7 protein-coding genes are annotated in these 20,379 nt (G+C 60.5%); all 7 read left to right on the top strand.

What is annotated here, in order from left to right:
* Window positions 1–40: 40 nt before the first annotated feature.
* The 7 genes from VQ071_RS12855 (at window position 41) to VQ071_RS12825 (ending at window position 20,305) form a co-directional block, all read left to right on the top strand.
* The gene (locus VQ071_RS12855) at window positions 41–334 is read left to right on the top strand and encodes a hypothetical protein (protein ID WP_340514599.1); all 294 of its coding nucleotides are present in this window, start codon (window positions 41–43) and stop codon (window positions 332–334) included.
* A gap of 359 nt (window positions 335–693) precedes the next feature.
* Complete coding sequence (locus VQ071_RS12850) at window positions 694–2,904, top strand: helix-turn-helix domain-containing protein (RefSeq protein ID WP_340514406.1); 2,211 nt, start codon at window positions 694–696, stop codon at window positions 2,902–2,904.
* A 1,481-nt stretch (window positions 2,905–4,385) separates the two neighbouring features.
* Window positions 4,386–5,936, top strand: coding sequence for an extracellular solute-binding protein (locus VQ071_RS12845; protein WP_340514405.1), 1,551 nt, complete (start codon window positions 4,386–4,388; stop codon window positions 5,934–5,936).
* Window positions 5,937–6,033: 97 nt separating this feature from the next.
* Window positions 6,034–6,942 (top strand): ABC transporter permease, encoded by a 909-nt coding sequence (locus VQ071_RS12840; protein ID WP_340514404.1) that lies wholly within the window; start codon window positions 6,034–6,036, stop codon window positions 6,940–6,942.
* Window positions 6,936–7,805 (top strand): carbohydrate ABC transporter permease, encoded by an 870-nt coding sequence (locus VQ071_RS12835; RefSeq protein WP_340514403.1) that lies wholly within the window; start codon window positions 6,936–6,938, stop codon window positions 7,803–7,805. Before VQ071_RS12840 ends, VQ071_RS12835 begins: the two co-directional genes overlap by 7 nt.
* Window positions 7,806–7,948: 143 nt before the next feature.
* Window positions 7,949–13,849 (top strand): DUF4962 domain-containing protein, encoded by a 5,901-nt coding sequence (locus VQ071_RS12830; RefSeq protein ID WP_340514402.1) that lies wholly within the window; start codon window positions 7,949–7,951, stop codon window positions 13,847–13,849.
* A gap of 297 nt (window positions 13,850–14,146) precedes the next feature.
* Complete coding sequence (locus VQ071_RS12825; protein WP_340514401.1) at window positions 14,147–20,305, top strand: DUF4962 domain-containing protein; 6,159 nt, start codon at window positions 14,147–14,149, stop codon at window positions 20,303–20,305.
* The last annotated feature ends 74 nt before the right edge of the window (window positions 20,306–20,379 follow it).

Raw genomic sequence — 20,379 nt, 5'->3', positions numbered from 1 at the left:
ATAAAATTTTAGGAGTGGTCGTTTGAAAAAGCAGAAACCGATGTCCATGGAAGAATTGTTGAAGGATTTGCAGGGCCAGCGCACGTTCCAGGAAGATCCGAATCACATCTCGCTCGACAAGCTCTTCAACGAAGCGTTCATGAGCAAGCACACGAACTTCGAGTCGTTCCCCGCATTTCTGGAGAAGGGCAACTTCCAGGTCTATAGCCATGACGATATCAAAAATATTAATGAAGAACTCTGGGAGCGTCATGTGGCCCGAGAGACGAACTTCAAGGACTGGAAGTCGATGCTCGATAGGGCGAACGCCGAGTACGCAGGTCCCAAAGCATAACTTTCGCGCTAGATTAGAAGGACTAACTTTCACTCCGAACAGCGGGCCAGCCTGTGATGCACAGAGCTAGACCGCTAATTCGCAGCGCGCCGAGAATCGGGTCGCGTCTCAAGCTGCAGCAGACTTGAGGCGTGGCTTTTTTGATTGCCCGGACAGGCGCTATGCACATTAAAAGACATAAAAAAGATTTGTCTCCATATGCTCCGGCCATTATGATGGACATAGGTCGTTTGCATCAGAAGTTGCAAACGCCGCCGCATGCAGCTTGAACCGGTACGATGGCCCATAATACTGGCAGCCCCGCGGCCGAGCCTGCGAGACGCCCGGGAGTCCGATCATAACAGACAGGATGATTCATCATGAAGCTCCGGCCCGTGCACTACGTTCGCAATTTTTCATCCACGCTTTTCCTGCGTCTGATGGCGGGATTCCTATGCATTATTATTCTGCTCGTGTCGCTGACCGCCTACGCGCTATCCGTCTCCAGGAACAATGTTCGGGATGAGGTCGTGAAGTACAATACGCTCATGCTGGACAGCACGATGGAGAACTACGAAAAGCACTTCGATATTATCCGCAAGCAGATGTATCTATTCCTGTTCAGCGACCGTGTGCAGAAGCTGCAGCGCGAGCCGAACTATTCGGATTTCCCGGGCGTTATCAACGACATTCTGTCCTGGGTGTCCAATCCGAATCTGTATATCGCCGACATCGTGTTCTACTCCAAGAAAGGTCAGTTCGTCATTGAAAAGTCCACGAGCACGACGCCGGACAACATGTTCGACGTGTTCATGGCCGGCGAGAAGTATCCCAAGTCTTTCTGGGACAAACAATTCGACGAGACGTACACGAACCGGATCTTTCCGGCGGACCGGTTTTATTCCAATGTATTCTCCCGCCGCAAGGAGGTCGTCGGCGATTACATCCCGATGATATTCAAGCGGGCGGACAATCGTGATTTTTATATGGCGGTGCTCCTCGATGCCAACAAGATGTATGGGGCCTTTCACCAGTCGCTGAACGACGACTTCATTATCTACGGTCGCGATGGCTCACCGCTATTCACGCGCTCGAACGTCGGCGCATTTCCTTCTTTGGATACGCTTACGGAGCGCGGGGGCGACGAGTTCGTGCAGGACAACCGCTACCACTTTTACAGGACCGGCGGCAGCGGGATGACCTATATGCACCGGCTGCCCGTCGAGCAGATGGCCTCGCAGACGCGCATCAACCTGACGCTCGTCGTGCTTGTGGTGGCGGTCGTGCTGCTCAGCATCGTGATCGCTCTGCTCATGGCAGTCCGCATCAACAATCCGTTCAAGCAATTGGTGAATTCGATTCGCGGAGCGGGGGACGCGGAGCCGTACAAGTCGAGTATCCGGGAGTTCGATCTAATCGGCAGCCAGCTGCGGGACAAAAACAAGCTTATGAAGCAATGGGCGTTCATCCATCTGCTGAAGGACATCCGGGGGAGCGAGCGGGATGCCTCCAAGCTGGAGTTCTCCGGCAAGCCGTTCGTATTCGTCCTGTTCCAGGTTGTCGAGAAGAAGGGGGCTAGCTGGGACGACGGAACCTTCAGCAGCTGGCTGTATTATATGAAGGTATTCATCGAGGACAAGCTGAACCGGGTGTTCCCCGACGCGCTGACCAATCAGGTCGAATACAACCAGATACTGAGTCTCGTGTTCATCGACCGGCCGGAGACGCTGGACGAGCTGCTGCGGGAGATTAAGGTCGTGTTCGACCAGGACCGGGACAGCGGCACGATCACGATCGCAGTCACTTCGGTGTACCATCGTTCCGATCAGATCAGCGTCGCCTATAAGGAGGTGCTTGAACGGATCGACGAGCGCAGCCTGGTCGACGAGACGCAGATCGTCGCCTCCTCCTCGGACCGGCTGACAGCGATCGCATTCGTGCAGGAGGAGGACGTCCGGTTCCGGGCCAATCTGAAAGAAGGCAACGTGCAGGCGCTGGAGGAGCTGATGGAACGGTTCTTCGCGAGACAACGCGAGCTTGAGCCGACGGCGGCGGCCTGGCTGCGATTCGCCCAATCCGTGACCGAGCGCATTCGCGGGACGGCGGCGGAGCAGTTGGGCGCGGATATCGCGGACAGCATGCTGCAAAACGCGGAGGAGCGGATCGACGGCTGCGTCACCGTGGCGGAGCTGCAGCGGCTGCTGCTCGAATGGGTCCGGCGGGCCGCAGAAGCGATCGAAGACAAAAAGGAGCGGAAGGATTCGATCGCCTCCTTCGTCATGAATTATGTCAACGAGCATCTGGCCGAGGAGATCTATCTCGACGCGCTGGCCGACAAGCTGAACCTGAGCAGCGGTTATCTGTCCACCTACTTCAAGGAGAAGACCGGCATCAACTTCGTCGAGTACGTGAACGAGACGCGAATCCGACAGGCCGAATCTCTGCTCGTGAACGGCCGGATGAAAATCCAGGAGGTGGCGGAGGCCGTCGGCTACCGCAACATCGCATCCTTCAACCGGATGTTCAAGAAATATACAGGGCTCAAACCGAGCGAGTATCGGAAAAGCAAGCAGGAGAATTCGGCCGGATAAGCGGCGGCAGGACGCGGGTGCGAGCCCGCGCCTGCCGCTTTTGCTTGCCGTTGGCGGCGGATAAGTGATTTCAGTGCGGGCCTAGTAGTCTCAGGTAGGAACAAACGAGCACGGTGATGGCGGCGTACGGACCAAGTAGTCTTAGGTAGGAACAAACGGGCGTCATGGTGGCGGTATGCGGACCAAGTAGTCTTAGGTAGGAACAAACGAGCGTCATGGTGGCGGTATGCGGACCAAGTAGTCTTAGGTAGGAACAAACGGGCGGTATGCTGGCAGAGTGCGGACCAAGTAGTCTTAGGCAGGAACAAACGGGCGGTATGCTGGCGGAGCGCGGACCAAGTAGTCTTAGGTAGGAACAAACGGGCGTCATGGTGGCGGTATGCGGGCCAAGTAGTCTCAGGTAGGAACAAACGGGCGGTATGCTGGCGGAGTGCGGGCCAAGTAGTCTTAGGCAAGAACAAACGGGCGGTATGCTGGCGGTATGCGGACCAAATAGTCTCAGGTAGGAACAAACGGGCGGTATGCTGGCGGAGTGCGGGCCAAGTAGTCTCAGGTAGGAACAAACGGGCGGTATGCTGGCGGAGTGCGGACCAAATAGTCTCAGGTAGGAACAAGCGGGCGCGATGGTGGCGGCGTGTGGGCCGAGTAGTCTCAGGTAGGACAAACGGGCGGTATGCTGGCGGAGTGCGGGCCAAGTAGTCTCAGGTAGGAACAAACGAGCGGTATGCTGGCGGAGTGCGGTCCAATTAGTCTCAGGTAGGAACAAACGGGCGGTATGCTGGCGGTATGCGGGCCAAGTAGTCTTAGGTAGGAACAAACGAGCGCGATGGTGGCGGTATACGGGCCAATTAGTCTTAGGTAGGAACAAACGGGCGGTATGCTGGCGGAGTGCGGTCCAATTAGTCTCAGGTAGGAACAAACGGGCGGTATGCTGGCGGAGTGCGGTCCAATTAGTCTCAGGTAGGAACAAACGGGCGGTATGCTGGCGGAGTGCGGGCCAAGTAGTCTCAGGTAGGAACAAACGGGCGTCATGGTGGCGGTATGCGGACCAAGTAGTCTTAGGTAGGAACAAACGGGCGCAATGGTGGCGGAGTGCGGGCCAAGTAGTCTCAGGTAGGAACAAACGGGCGTCATGGTGGCAGTATGCGGACTAAGTAGTCTCAGGTAGGAACAAACGGGCGTCATGGTGGCGGTATGCGGACTAATTAGTCTCAGGTAGGAACAAGCGAGGTATCGGTCATCTACACTCGACCAAGCCGTCTTTACTTGCCTGTTTTACGAAAAGCTAATACTTTTTTAATATCGCCCGAAAAAAATACAACTTTTAAAGGCAACCGATTATTTACCGGAGCGGCTCCCGGCGCCTACGATGAGAGCAAGCCGAAGGATGGCCGCAGCGATGCGGAGGCAGTCCAATGATGGCGAAGGAAGCGGGCAAGGCAGCTTAATAAAACCTTATTTGAAAAGGACGGGGTGTCTGCATGAACATGAAAGCGTTCAAACTGACCTGGGCGGCAGCCGCTGCGGTTGCGTTAACCGTAAGCGGTTGCGGCAGCAACAATAATAACGAGCCCGCGACAAGCGCTTCGAGCTCGGCCAATCCGAGCCAGTCGGCCGCCGCGACGGCAAGCGCGTCGGCTGCACTGCCGGAGCCGGCAAAGATCAAGATCTTCACCGAGAACAATGACGCTTGGCCGCCGAAGGCGGATTGGGGCGTGTGGAAGTGGGTCAAGGAAGAGACCAACATCGACGTCGAGCAGGTGCTCGCCACCGGCCCGGAATCGCTGGCGCTCGCCGTATCATCCGGAGACATGCCGGACGTGCTGTCCGTCTTCCAGAACGACGTTCAGAAGTTCGGACCGCAGGGCGCCTTCGAGGATCTGTCCAAGCATATGGACCAGATGCCGAACGTCAAGGCGTACCTCGACAGTCACCCGGACGTCCTGTCCCGCGCAGTGTCGCCGAACGGCGAGATCTTCAACATCTATAACGACGGCGCAGGCGACGGCAGCCAGATGGTCTGGTTCTATCGCGACGATATCTTCCAGAAGAACAATCTCGAAGTGCCGAAGACGTGGGATGAGCTGTACACGGTGTCCAAGAAGCTCAAGGAGCTCTATCCCGACAGCTATCCGTTCATGTTCCGTCACGGCCTGGGCACGCTCGATACGTTCGGACCGTCCTTCGACATCTATCCGGAGTTCTATCAGGATCCGGCGGATCCGACCAAGATGAAGTTCGGTCTTGAGGATCCGAACGCCAAGACGATGGTCGAATGGCTGAACAAGTTTGTGAAGGAGAAGCTCATCCCGCCGGACTGGCTGACGATGGACTACAAGGCCTGGACGCAGTTCATGTCCACCAACAAGTCGTTCATCACCGTCCAGTTCATCGGCCAGATCGAGATCATGAACAGCCAGCTGACCGAAGGCCACCTGAAGTTCATGCCGCCTCCGATCGGCGCCGGCGACAAGCCTTACCTGCCGAAGGGCGGCCAAGAGGGCTACAGCCTGGCAGTCGCCTCCACGTCCAAGAACAAGGATGCGGCCTACCGCTACCTGGATTACATCTTCTCCGAGAAGGGCAAGGACATCCAGAGCTGGGGCAAGGAAGGCGAGACGTACACAGTCGTGGACGGCAAGCGCAAGTTCAACGACAACTACAAGGAAGCGAACGACCTGCGCGTCATCTCCGGCATCCAGACCGCCGCGACCTACGGCTGGTTCGACTTCAACGCATGGCTCTCGCTGGTCAAGCCGGGCGAGCAAGAATCTTATGTCGAAGCGCCGAAGTACCGGTTCCCCGTCGCCTATGCCCGCCCGAATCTGACGGCGGACGAAGCGTCCGAGCTCTCGACGTCGAACGACCAGATCTGGAAGTTCTGGACAGGCGAAGTCACGAAGTTCATCAACGGCGACAGACCGCTCAGCGAGTGGGATGCCTTCGTCAAGGATCTCGGCAAGCATGACCTCGAGAAGATCCGTACGACGTACCAGAAGGCGCTGGACCGCCAGATCGCGAACACGAAGTAAGTAACGAGATTCATTCCGGCATGAAAAGATAGCAAGCTGCGGGGCCGTGCGTTGCTGGACAGTGCACGGCCCCGTCTCTTCGGGAAGGAGCACTACGATGAAACAATCCGTTTTCCACCGCATCAAGCGCGACAGGGTATTTCTGCTCCTGCTGCTGCCTGCGCTGCTTCATTATCTGCTTTTCCGCTACGTTCCGATGTTCGGGATCGTGGTATCCTTCATGGACTACAACCTGTTCAAGGGCATCTGGCACAGTCCCTGGGTCGGGCTCAAGTATTACCGGATGTTTTTCAGCAATCCCGACGCCTGGAACATTGTCCGCAACACGCTCTTATTGGGTTTATATAAGTTTGTCATCGCTTTTCCGGCGCCGATTGTCCTGGCGATCCTGTTCTACGAGATGCGCTGGAAAAAGTTCAGACGCTTCGTGCAGAGCGTCAGCTACCTGCCGTTTTTCCTCTCCAGCGTCGTCCTGTCCAGCATCATGCTGATGCTCTTGTCTCCCAGCACAGGGTGGGTCGGCAAAGCGATGCAGACACTTGGCCTAGAGCCGATCAACTTCCTCCAGAAGCCGGAGTGGTTCCGGACGATCTACATCGGCTCGGACATTTGGCAGCAGGCCGGCTACGGTACGATTATTTTCCTTGCGGCGCTCGCGGCCATCGACCCTCAGCTGTACGAAGCCGCGCGGATGGACGGCGCGAACCGTTGGAAGCAGACGCTCCATGTGACGATCCCCGGCATCGTACCGGCGATTGTCATCATGTTCATCCTGAGCATCGGCGGCATTCTCGAAGTTCCGTTCGACAAGGCGTTCCTGCTCGGCAATGCGGGCAATCGGGACACCGCGGACATCATATCGACCTACGTCTATCGAATCGGCATCCTCGGAGGCGGCTTCAGCTACGCTACCGCCATTAATCTATCCATAGCTGTCGTATCCCTGACCTTCATCTACACAGCGAACAAAGTCAGTCGCAAAGTGGGGGAGACCAGTCTATGGTAAGAAAAAGAATTGGTGTATTCGACGTCGTCAATTTTCTGATCCTGCTGTTCATCGCGATCGTCACGGTGTTTCCGTTCCTGCATATGGCATCCGTGGCGATCAGCGCACCGGAATATGTCGTCCGCAACCAAGTCAGCTTCTTCCCGCGAGGGTTCCAATTCGACGCGCTGAACGCCGTATTCGAAGACAAGCGGCTGTGGATCGGCTACCGCAATACGATCGGCTACGTCCTCCTCGGCGGCTTCATCTCCATGTCCGTGACGATTATGGGCGCGTATGCGCTCTCGCGCAGGGGGCTGGTCTTCCACAAGCCGATCATGCTGTTCATCGTGTTCACGATGATGTTCTTCGGCGGCATGATTCCGTTCTATCTGGTGGCGCGTGCCTACGGATTGATGGACACAATCTGGGCGATGGTGCTGCCCAATGCCGTCAACACGTACAACTTGATCGTGATGCGGACGTTTTTCTCCGGACTTCCGGTCGAGGTCGAGGAGTCGGGACGCATTGACGGCTTGTCGGACTTCTCGGTGCTCACGCACATCGTCATCCCGCTGTCCAAGCCGGTGCTGCTGACGATCGGATTGTTCTACGCCGTAGAGATCTGGAACAGCTTCCAGGGGGCGCTGCTGCTCATTCGCAATCCGAACCTGTTCCCGCTGCAGCTCGTCATCCGCAATCTGGTCGTCGTCGGCCAGGCCGGCGATGTGCTCACGGCGTCGACGAAGGACGGGCACAAGGTCATTCTCGAATCGCTCAAGTACGCGATCATCCTGCTTGGCTGTCTGCCGCTTCTCATCATTTATCCGTTTATCCAGAAGCACTTCGAGCAAGGCGCACTGATCGGCTCCGTCAAGGGCTGACGGAGGCGGCAGTCCTGCAACATCGCATGGCGGCGCTAGTTATGAGGCCGCCTGTTTAACGGAGGATATGGTAAACGCTTACAAAGCTGCAAAACAAAACGCGGAATCGAGAGGGATGAAGAATAGTGACGATGTACGGGAAGGTGAAAAAGCAAACCGCTCTTGTATTGGCTTTAACGCTGCTGCTTGGCTTATTGAATCTGTGGCCCGCCAGTTCGACGCCGCAGGCGGCGGCTGCCGACTCCGGTTGGCCCGCGAACGTGCTCGGCGGCACGAACATGCCGTTCCGGCCGACGGATTCGCTGGTTACGACGCAAAATCCGCCCGATTTCAGCTGGCCGTTCGTGACCGGTGCGGACAAGTACGATCTCCAGGTCAGCCGGGATTCGTCGTTTGCGACGGTCGTTCATGAGAACGACGCGATTATGTTCAACTACTACAACTTTCCCGTGACCTTCGACGCCGGCGCCTGGTACTGGCGCGTCCGCTATCATCAGACGAGCGGCGCCTGGTCCGACTGGAGCACGACGCGCAAGTTCCGCATCGACGCGGACAGCGTGCCGTTCGTCGTGCCGCCGGTCGAACAGCTCATGAGCAACGTCTCGACGGCGCATCCGCGCATTTGGACGACGCCAGACGAGCTGGCGGCCTTCCGCGATCTCCGCCTGACGGGCAACTCCAAGACGGTGTTCGACCAGACGGTGGCCGCGTACAATGCCAGTGCAGGCAAGCCGCTGCCGGCAGCTCCGACTTTCCCTTACATGAACAATGAAGTACCGACCAACAGCGACGCTTATGTAGCGGCCCAGCAGGCGCTCAAGAAGACTGCCGAAGACGCTTTGAACGACATGCAGAACGCCGCATTCCTCTATCTCGTGACCGGCAACGCCACGTACGGCAATCGCGCCAAAACGCTGCTGCTGAACCTTGCGACCTGGGATCCGAACGGAGCGACGAGCTACCGGATACACGATCAGGTGCACCGCTCCATCGCCTATCGCTCCGCGATCGCATACGACTGGCTTTTCCCGCTGCTGACGGAGAGCGACAAGCAGGCGGTCCGCGATATGATCAAGGCCCGCACCGAAACGCTGGTTCAGAACTACCTGAGCAACAACGGCTTCTACAAGTTCCCGTACGACTCGCACGGGTGGACGATCGTCGGCTATATCGGCATCATCGCCACCGCGATGCTCAATGAAATTCCCGAGGCGGCCGACTGGTACAAGCTGTCCGTGCCGCTGTTCATCAACGTGCTGCCGCCGTGGGGCGGGGAGGACGGCTCATGGTCGCAGGGCACCGGGTATTGGCAGTGGTCGTCGGGCTCCAACAAGGAGCTGATGGACGTGCTGCTGAGCTCGGGTGCGATCGATTTGTACAAAAAGGCGTTCTCACGCAACGAGGGTCTGTACCCGCTGTACATGTTCCCGCACGGCAGCCCGACCGGCGTCTTCGGCGACGACTCGCAATATACGCCGGGCGCGCCGAGCGCCAGTCTGCTGACGCGTCTCGCCGATATTTACGACGATTCCCGGTTGAAATGGGAAGCGGAGGCGATCGGCGCCAAGTCGACCGGTCTGACGGATTATTTCTATCGTGCGGACGACGTGGCTTCCAAGCCGCCCGTGGACCTGCCGAAGGGCATCTGGTTCCCGGATACCGGCGCCGTGGCCATGCATTCGGAGCTGTACGAGACGGACCGTACGTCGCTGTATTTCCGGTCCAGCCCTTACGGGACGTACAACCACACGATGTCCGATCAGAACAGCTTCGTGCTGAACGCCTTCGGCGAGTCTCTGGCCGTCAAAGCAGGCTACTATGACTTCTACGGCAGCAAGCATCATAGCAACTTTACGCGGCAAACCTACTCCGCCAATGCGATCACGTTCGACGGCCGCAAGGGGCAGGGCAATGACGATATTACGGCTGACGGCAAAGTGCTCGGCTTCGTGACGAGCCCGGACTTCGACGCGACGAGCGGCGATGCCACCGCGGCGTACAAGGGCGGCTTGTCCAAAGCCGTGCGCCACATCATCTATGTGCGCCCTGACGTCTATGTCGTCATCGACGACCTGGCGACAACCAAAGACGGCGGCTCCCAGTTCGAGTGGAACCTGCACGCCGACGACAATCTGACGATCGACCCCGGCAACACGGGCGCGACGATCGCCAAGGGCGACGCGAACCTGCGGGTGCAGTTCTACGGCCAGGAGGCGCAGAGCTATCGCACGACCTACGAGACGAAGTATGTAGGTCCCGACGGCGTATCTTATCCGCCGACGGGCGCCTTCTCGGGCAAGTCGCAGATCCATGCGGCGTTCATCACGCCGAGGGAGAATCAGACCAAGATGATCGCGACGCTGGCGCCGTACAAGCGCGGCGATGCGCCTGCGAACGTCGCGTCGACCGAATATTCCAATTATATGAAGCTTGTTTTTGAAGACGGTACGACGGTCTACATCCGCAAGACGGACAGCGGCCTGGTAGACACCGGTGCGGACGGCGTGCAATTCGACGGCGCGGCCGCCGCGGTCAAAGGCGACTCGGCGCTGCTCGTCGTCGGCACCAAGCTCGTCAAAAACGGTGTCACGCTGATCGAGAGCGATTCTGCCGCGACCGTCTCGTACGGCCGCGACCAACTGTCCGTATCCGCACAGGCAGAGGCGCAAGTGACGTTGGCTGCGGCAGGACTGACGCAGGTGCGCGAGTCCGGCAGCGGCGATGCGATTCCTCCCGGCGGGGACGTCCGGGAAGCGCTCGACAATCGCGGGGTTCAGTGGAGTCTCGCGGATGGCAAGCTCGTGCTGCATGTCGAGCAGGGACAGCATGCATTCAAGCTGAATGCCGCGCCGATGCCCGGCCCGCTCGGCACGGTCACGCTGCAGACGGATATCGACGGCGTCGCGGGATCGGTGACGCTGCAGGCGTACCGCGATGTGAACGGGGACAGCGTAGCCTGGGGGCAGCTGACCAATGCGCAGGGCTTCTATCAAGTAGTCGAAGCACCGGCAGGCTTTTCGTTCCAAAAGTACGGCAAAATCTCGAGCGGCCTGATCGACGCCAACGCCTCGATCCTGCTGAAGGGCGATACCGGCCTGCTGAAGCTGACGAACATCGGCTCGGGCGACCCGCTGCAGACACAGCAGTATCAGGCTCCCGACGATACGCGGCAGACGATGGGCATCGAATGGCAGGAGGCCGAGCTGTTCACCGAGTGGAAGGGTACGAAGCAGCCGACCGTATACGATACCCGTCCATGGCTCTCGGGCGGCAAAGGCGTGAGCAACTGGGATGCGCTTGGCGTATCGCTCAAGTGGAAGCTGAACGTGCCGGAGGACGGCGTCTACGACCTGGTCGTGAAGTATGTGGCGGGCTGGGACGTGACGACGCCGGATACGGATTCGATCCGCTATGTGAAGCTGGGCAACGCAATTAACTACTTTAAGGTGCCGAAAACCGAGAGCTTCGGCTCGACGCCGGAGCAGTGGCGCGGCCTTCGGGTCAAGACAGGCGTACAGCTGTCCGCGGGCGTCGTCGATCTGACGATGTATCACTCGCTCGGCGGGATGAATCTGGACTGGATCGGACTCGTCAAGGCAGGCGACGATGAGATCCGGCCCAGCGCGCCGACCGGACTGAAGGAAGTGTCCCAGGCGGACGGCGAGATCACGCTCGGCTGGGAGCCTTCCACGGACAATGTGGCCGTCAGGGGTTATGAGATCGAGATGGACGGCGTCAAGAAGCTGACGGTGCCGTCGGACAAGACCGAGGCTACGATCACGGGCCTGGTCTCCGGACAAGCGTATGCCTTCCGCGTCATCGCCGTCGATACGAGCGGCAACCGCTCCTATGTCGCGCCGGGCGCGGCACCGCTGACCGTCCTGAAGAAGGATTCGACGCCGCCGGTGTGGGGCGAGGAAGCGGCCATTCATACGCAGTTCCTGTCCAGCGACATGGTCCGGCTCACCTGGGCGCCTGCGATCGACAACGCGGGCAAGACGAGCGGGTACCAGGTGTACCGCGTCGACGGCTCCGTGATGACGGCCGTGTACGCAACGAATAGCACGACCGTCGACATCGGCGGCCTGCAGGCAGGCGGCACGTATACGTTCAAGGTCGAAGCCAGGGACAATCAGGACAATGCCACGACCGACGGTCCCGACGTGACGGTGACGCTGCCCGCGTCCGTCAGCATTCCGGTGTACGACACGTTCGATGACTGGCCGGTGGCCGAGGTCGAGAACGGCAACGGCTGGGACAATCTGAAGACGGGCGGCACGTCCATCAGCGTCGCTCCTTTGCCGGAGGGCGGCAATGCGCTGGTAGCGCTGGACAACTATTTTCCGAGCTCGGACCAGTACGCTTCGTCGCCTGTCCTGCGGAAGATCATCCCGAACACCGGCGGCGGCAAGCTCACCATAGAGACGCGTACGATGTTCTCCAAGGTGGACCATGACGTCGGCAATTATCTGATCGATATCAGCGGCAACGGCAAGATCTTCGCCGGCTTCGTCGGCTTCTCTGACGGCGGCATCGGCTTCCAGAAGCTTGTGAACGGCGTCAGCACGAACATTCGCCTGGCGGAAGGCTACCAGCAGCCCAAGGATCAATGGATGACGATCCGCTGGGATATCGACTTCGACGCCAAGACGTACGATCTGACCGTTCAGGAAGAAGGGCTTAAAAACTACGGCGGCCTGCCCGTCGCCGGCGGCCAGGTAGACCGCGACACAGGGACATACCGAGTCGAAGGCATTCCGTTCCTCGACACGAGCGCGACGCTGAAGGGCTTCGAGATGTTCCGCTTCTCCGCGCAGCGGTTTACGGGCAAGTACGCATTCGATTATCTGGCCGTCTATCCGACCGACGCGGTCAAGACGAGTCTGCCTGCGCCCAAGCTGCGACTGGATTCGCAGACGGACGATTCGGCGACGCTCGCCTGGGACGGCTCGGCCGATTCTGCGGTCAAGGCGTATGCGATCTATCAGGACGGGACGCTGAAGACGACGGTCCCGGCCGGTACGAATACGGCAGCGCTGACCGGGCTGGCGCTCGGCTCGACGTATACGTTCGCGATCCGGGCGGTCGATCAGCACGATCAAGTGTCACCGGAATCCAGAAGCCTGAGCGTCCTGCTGGAGGGCGGTGCGGTCGATCCGGAGCCAACGGCATCGCCGGAGCCAACGCCGACACCGGAGCCAACGCCGACACCGGAGCCAACGCCGACACCGGAGCCGTCGGCGACGCCGGAGCCAACGGCGACACCGGAACCGTCGGCGACACCGGAACCGTCGGCGACACCGGAGCCATCACCGTCACCGGAAGCCTCGCCGTCACCGGAAGCCTCGCCGTCGCCGGAATCGTCTCCGTCCCCGGATCCGGGGACGACGCCTCCGCCGGTCCCGACGCCGACACCGACGCCAACGCCAACGCCGACGCCGGTCCCGACACCAACGCCGACACCAACGCCGGCGCCGACATCGGGCGCCGCAATCTTCAAGGATGTCGACGCGAAGTATGGCTGGGCGGACGAAGCGATCGGCACGCTCGCCGCCGCGGGCATCATCAAGGGCACGGCCGAATCGACCTTCGATCCGGGCAAGCCGATCATGCGCGCGGACTTCATGACGCTGCTCGTGCGGCTGCTGAACATCGAAGCGGAGGTGGACGGCACCGATAACTTTGCCGACGTGTCGCCCGACGATTATTTCTACAGCACGCTTGCCATCGTGAAGAAGCTGGGCATCGCCAACGGCGTCGACGGCAGCAACTTCAATCCGCGAGCGGAGATCTCCCGGCAGGATATGATGGTTCTGATCGCAAGAGCGCTGCAAGTGACGGGCGCGCTCGAATGGGCCGGCGCTGCGGCAGATCTGGCAACGTTCAAGGACGGGGACGCCGTCTCCGGCTATGCGAAGCAAGCCGTAGGCGCGATGGTCGGCGCCGGCATCGTCCAGGGAAGCGGCGGACAGCTGAAGCCGAATGCCTCTGCGACGAGAGCCGAGACCGCGACGATGCTGTACCGTGTCTTCAAGCGGCTGTAGAAGGCCTGCGATCGCGCACGCCCGGCGCCGCCTCGACGGCGGAAGCCGGGCGTATGCGAGCCGCTTGGTCCAGGCCCGACCGACGTACATCCACGATTGAACATCATAGAGCATGGACAGATTGGCAGTGCCGGGGAGGGGATCGAACGAACGGAGCCGCCGGACGCCGATGAACGGCAAGGCCGGACGAGAACGTGAGAGGTTTGTGCGCGACCGGCATCGGCACATTTGTCGATCCGGCGAATTTTACGCCAATAGCAGGCGCTTGCCAAAAATGGACGAAGGGAATGAACTGAAGTGACGATATACGGAAAATGGAAAAAGCAAATCGCAAGCGTATTGGCATTGACGCTGCTGCTGGGACTGCTTGGCGCCTGGCCGGGAAGCGCGGTGCCGAGAGCCGCAGCCGCAGACGCGGACTGGCCCGCCAGCGTGCTGGGCGGCACGAACATGCCGTTCAGGCCCGCGGATGCGCTCGTCACCACGCAGAATCCCCCGGATTTCAGCTGGCCGTTCGTGAGCGGAGCGGACAAATACGAGCTTCAGGTCAGCCGTGACTTATCGTTTTCATCTGTCGCGCATACGAACAATGCGATCCCGTACAACTTTTACAACTTTCCCGCCACCTTCGATACCGGGACCTGGTATTGGCATGTGCGCTACCACAAGACGGACGGCACCTGGTCCGGGTGGAGCACGACGCGCAAGTTCCGCATCGACCAGGACAATGTGGCCTTCCCCGTCCCTTCGGTCGACACGCTCATGAGCAACGTCTCCACGGCGCATCCGCGCGTGTGGACGACGCCGGCCGAGCTGACCGCCTTCCGCAATCTGCGGCTGACGGGCAACTCCAAGACCGTATTCGATCAGACGGTGGCGGCCTACAACGACGGCTTGTCCAAACGAAGCCAGCCGCCGGCCGATCCGACCTTCCCTTACATGAACAATGAGGTGCCGACGAACAGCGATGCTTATGTCACTGCGCAAGGCGTGCTCAAAAGTTATGCCGAAACGGCGCTGAACGATATGATGAACGCCTCGTTCCTCTATCTCGTGACCGGCAACAGCACGTACGGCGCCCGCGCCAAGACGCTGCTGCTCAACCTTGCGACGTGGGATCCGGACGGGGCGACAAGCTACCGGATACACGATCAGGTGCATCGCGCCATCGCCTACCGTTCGGCGATCGCGTACGACTGGCTGTATCCGCTGCTGTCGGATAACGACAAGACGGCGCTCCGCGCCATGATCAAGACCCGGACGGATACGCTGGTTCAAAAATACCTGGACAGCAGCGCAGCCGGACAAAATTTCTACAAATTCCCGTACGACTCTCACGGCTGGACGATCGTCGGCTACATCGGCATCATCGCCACCGCGATGCTGAACGACATGCCGGAAGCCACGAATTGGTACAAGCTGTCCGTGCCGCTGTTCATCAATGTGCTGCCGCCGTGGGGCGGGGAGGACGGCTCGTGGTCGCAGGGCACCGGGTACTGGCAGTGGTCGTCCGGCTCCAACAAGGAGCTGATGGACGTGCTGCTCAGCTCGGGTGCGATCGATTTGTACAAAAAAGCGTTCTCGCGCAACGAGGGTCTGTACCCGCTGTACATGTTCCCGCACGGCAGTCCGACCGGCGTGTTCGGGGACGACTCGCAGTATACGCCGGGTGCGCCGAGCGTCAGCCTGCTGACGCGCATGGCCGACATCTACGACGACTCGCGGCTGAAGTGGGAGGCGGAGGCGATCGGCGCCAAGTCGACCGGCCTCACGGATTATTTCTACCGGGCCGACGACGTAGGCAGCCAGCCGCCGGTCGACCTGCCGAAGGGCATCTGGTTCCCGGATACCGGCGCCGTGGCCATGCATTCGGAGCTGTACGAGACGGACCGCACGTCACTGTACTTCCGTTCGAGCCCGTACGGTACCTACAATCATACGATGTCCGATCAGAACAGCTTCGTGCTGAACGCCTTCGGCGAGTCCCTGGCCGTCAAGGCCGGCTACTACGATTTCTACGGCAGCAAGCATCATAGCAACTTCACCCGCAACACCTTCTCCGCCAACGCGATTACGTTTGACGGACGCAAAGGTCAAGCCAACGACAACATCTCGGCTGACGGCAAAGTGCTTGGCTTCGTGACGAGTCCGGACTTCGACGCGACGAGCGGCGACGCAACGCAAGCTTACCAGGGCGGCTTGTCCAAGGCCGTGCGCCACATCATCTATGTGCGTCCGGACGTCTATGTCGTCATCGACGATCTGGCGACGACGAAGGACGGCGGCTCCGAATTCGAATGGAACCTGCATGCCGACGACAATCTGGTCCTCGATCAGAGCGGCGCCGGCGCGACGATCGCCAAGGGCGACGCCAACCTGAAGGTGAAGTTCTACGGCCAGGAGGCGCAGAGCTACCGCACGACCTACGAGACGCAGTATCTCGGACCGGACGGAATCTCCTATCCGCCGACGGGGAACTTCGCCGGCAAGTCGCAGATTCATGCGGCCTTCATCACGCCTCGCGAGAGTCAGGCCAAGATGATCGCGACGCTCGCGCCGTACAGACGCGGCGAAGCTCCCGTGAATGCGACGCCGACCGAATACGCGAGCTATATGAAGCTCGCATTCCCGGACGGCACGACGGTATACGTCCGCAAGACGGACAGCGGTCTGATCGACACCGGCACGGACGGCGTGAAGTTCGACGGCGCGGCCGCAGCGGTCAAGGGCGATTCGGCGCTGCTCGTGGCGGGCACCAAGCTCGTCAAAAACGGCGTGACACTGATCGAGAGCGATGCTGCGTCGACGATCGCTTACGGCGGCGACGCGCTGTCCGTGTCCTCGCAGGCGGACGTCCAGGTGACGCTGGCCGCGACAGGGCTGACGGCGGTACGCGATGCGGACACCGGCAATGCGATTCCGTCGGGCGGCACGGTAGCCGACGGCATGAACAATCGCGGGGTGCAATGGTCGTTCGCGAGCAACAAGCTGACGATGCACGTCGAGAAGGGCCAACGCGCGTTCAAGCTGAACGCCGCTCCGATGCCGGGCCCGCTCGCGGCGGTCACGCTGCAGACCGAGATCGACGGCGTCGCAGGCTCGGTCACGCTGCAGGCATACCGCGATGTGAACGGCGACACCGTCGCCTGGGGACAGCTGTCCAACGCACAGGGCTTCTATGAAGTGCTGGAAGCGCCGGCAGGCTTCTCGTTCCAGAAGTACGGCAAGATCGCGAGCGGCCTGATCGACGCCAATGCTTCCGTCCTGCTGAAGGGCGCCACCGGCGTGCTGAAGCTGAAAAACCTCGGATCGGGCGCACCGCTGCAGACCGAGCAGTACCAGGACCCGGATCAGACGCGGCAGACGCTCGGCATCGAATGGCAGGAGGCCGAGTCGTTCACGCAGTGGAACGGCACCAAGCAGCCGACCGTGTACGACACCCGCCCGTTTCTATCGAACGGCAAAGGCGTGAGCAACTGGGATCAGTTCGGCGTCTCGCTCAAGTGGAAGCTGAACGTGCCGGAGACGGGTACGTACGACCTCGTGCTGAAGTACGTGGGAGGCTGGGATCTCGCGGAAGAGGCGGATACGAATTCGGTGCGGTACCTCACGCTCGGCGGCGACATCAAATACTTCAAGCTGCCGAAAACCGAGAGCTTCGGCTCGACGGCCGAGCAGTGGCGCGGGCTTCGCGTCAAGACGGGCGTGCAGCTGTCCGCCGGAATCGTCGACCTGACGATGTATCACTCCCGCGGCGGCGTGAATCTGGACTGGATCGGTCTCATCAAGGTCGGCAGCGACGAGATCCGTCCTTCGGCGCCGGCCAACGTGCATGAAGTATCCCAGGCGGACGGCCAGATCACCATTGGCTGGGACCCGTCCACGGACAATGCGGCCGTCAAGGAATACGAGATCGAGATGGACGGCGTCAAAAAGCTGACGGTTCCGTTCGGCACGAACACGGCTACGATCACGGGGCTGTCCTCGGGCAAGGAGTATACGTTCCGCGTGACGGCCGTCGATACGAGCGGCAACCGCTCGTTCAGGGCGCCCGGCTCGGCGCCGCTCACGGTTCTGATGACGGACACGACGCCGCCGGTATGGGGCGAGAACGCGGCTGTGCATACTTCCTTCCTGTCCAACAAAATGGTCCGTCTGTCCTGGACGCCGGCCGTAGATAACGCAGGCCAGGTCAGCGAATATCAGATTTATCGCGTGAGCGGTTCGACGCTGCTGTCGGTGGGCACGGCGAAGGGCACGACGATCGACTTGACCGTGCCGCAGGCGGGCGGCACCTATACGTTCAAGGTCGAGGCCAAGGATAATCAGAACAACGCCACGACCGACGGTCCGGACGTGACCGCGACGCTGCCTTCGTCCGTCGTCCTGCCGGTGTACGATACGTTCGACAGCTGGGTGGGCGGCGGCGAGGTGTCCGATATCAGCGGCTGGTCCTTCACCAGGACCGGCGGCACGTCGGTGCAGACTGTCGCGCTGCCGGAGGGCGGCAAGGCGCTGGTCGGGATCGACAACTATTATCCGTCCACCGACGAGTACGCCTCGTCGCCGGTCATGCGGAAGACCATCTCGAATACCGGCGGCAAGCTGACCGTCGAGACGCGGACGATGTTCTCCAAGGTGAACCATGACGTCGGCAACTATCTGATCGATCTGAGCGGCAACGGCAAGATCTTCGCCGGCTTCGTCGGCTTCTCGGACGGCGGCATCGGCTTCCAGAAGATGGTGAACGGCGTCTCGACGAACATCCGTCTGGCGGAGGGCTACAAGCAGCCGAAGGATCAATGGATGACGATCCGCTGGGACATCGACTTTGACGCGAAGACCTACAATCTGATCGTACAGGAGGATGGCCTGAGGGATTACAAAGGCATTCTCGTCCCCGGCGGCCAGCTGGATCGCGATTCCGGCGTATATCGCGTCGACGGCATTCCGTTCCTGAATACGAGCGCGACGCTCGTCGGCTTCGAGATGTTCCGCTTCTCCGCCCAGCGCTATACGGGCAAGTATTCGTTCGACCATCTGGCCGTCTATCCGACGGATTCGATCAAGGAGAGCCTGCCGGCGCCGAAGCTGCGGCTGGCGTCGCAGTCCAACACCTCGGCGACGCTCGCCTGGGACGCTTCGTCCGACCCGGCGGTGAAGAGCTACGCGATCTACCAGAACGGAACGCTGAAGACGACGGTGCCGGCGAGCACGAATACCGCGACGCTGACGAGCTTGACGGTCGGCAATGCGTATACGTTCGCGATCCGTGCCGTCGATCAGAGCGACAAGACATCCGCCGAGTCGCGGAGCCTGGCCTTGACGCTGGCCGGCGCGCCGACCTGGGGCTCCACGGCCGCGCTGACCGCGGACCTGACGTTCACGAACGCGGTCCGGCTGACGTGGGATCCTGCGACGGCCGGTTCGGGCCAGGTTGCCTCGTATACGGTGTATAAAGCGGAAGGCTCGTCGGCCGCCGTGCCGGCAGGCACTGTGACGGGCACGACGCTCGACGTGGCCGATCTGACGCCGGGCGCGACGTATACGTTCCGCGTGCAGGCGAAAAACGCCGCAGGCGGCGAGTCCGGAGACGGACCGGCGCTGACCGTGACGCTGCCGACGACGGGCAAAATGGTGTACGATTCGTTCGACACGTGGCCGACCGGCGAAGTATCGAACGGCGCGGGCTGGACGTTCACCAAGACGGGCGGCACGTCGGTGCAGGCCGTGCCGCTGAGTGATCTCGGCGGCAAGGGGCTGCAGGCGATCGACAATTACAACCCGGCCTCGGACGCCTACGCTTCGTCGCCGGTCATGCAGCGCACGACGAGCAGCATCGGCGGATTGGTCACGCTGGAGACGCGCGTGAAGTTCTCCAAGATCGACAGCGACGTCGGCCACTATCTGATCGACCTGGCCGGCAACGGCAAAGTATTCGGCGAGTTCGTCGGCTTCTCCGACGGCGGGCTCGGCTATCAGAAGCTGGTGAACGGGACGCCGACGTTCGTCCGCCTGACGGACTACAACGTCTACAAGCAGCCGGCCGACGAATGGGTGACGCTTCGCTTCGACTTCAACTTCACGGCCAAAACCTACACGCTGACCGTGCAGGCCGATTCGCTCAAGACCTACGGCGGCACGGTCACGACGGGCGGCACGCTGAACGCCGCAACAGGCGTCTACCGCGTGACGAACATTCCGTTCATGGATCCGAACAACGCCGTGCAGGGCTTCGAGCTGTTCCGGTTCACCGCGCAGCGGTTCACGGGCAAGTACACGCTCGACAAGTTCGTCCTGTACAACACGAATGCTTCGCTCTCGTATGCGGCATCCGCCGCAGCGCCTGAGCTTGAAGGCGAGGAGGGACTGTCGATTGCGGGCGCCGTATACGGCGATGGCGACGCGCAGCGGCAAGAGGAGCCGGCGCCGCTGAATCTCGATTCGGCGACCTGACGACGAAGACGCATACGCTGTCCGAGATTCAAGGACGGCGTATGCGTCTTTTACATAATATGAGCTTGCCAGGA

This window comes from Cohnella sp. 56, from assembly GCF_037963805.1.
Taxonomy (GTDB): domain Bacteria; phylum Bacillota; class Bacilli; order Paenibacillales; family Paenibacillaceae; genus Cohnella.
The sequence above is the reverse complement of the archived record's forward strand: the minus strand, read 5'-3'. Positions and strand labels throughout refer to the sequence as shown.

What these genes read in the sequence shown, in the direction of transcription:
- VQ071_RS12840 (WP_340514404.1), top strand. Translation starts at nt 6,034, where the DNA reads ATGAAACAATCCGTTTTCCACCGCATCAAGCGCGACAGGGTATTTCTG.
- VQ071_RS12850 (WP_340514406.1), top strand. Translation starts at nt 694, where the DNA reads ATGAAGCTCCGGCCCGTGCACTACGTTCGCAATTTTTCATCCACGCTT.
- VQ071_RS12835 (WP_340514403.1), top strand. Translation starts at nt 6,936, where the DNA reads ATGGTAAGAAAAAGAATTGGTGTATTCGACGTCGTCAATTTTCTGATC.
- VQ071_RS12845 (WP_340514405.1), top strand. Translation starts at nt 4,386, where the DNA reads ATGAACATGAAAGCGTTCAAACTGACCTGGGCGGCAGCCGCTGCGGTT.
- VQ071_RS12855 (WP_340514599.1), top strand. Translation starts at nt 41, where the DNA reads ATGTCCATGGAAGAATTGTTGAAGGATTTGCAGGGCCAGCGCACGTTC.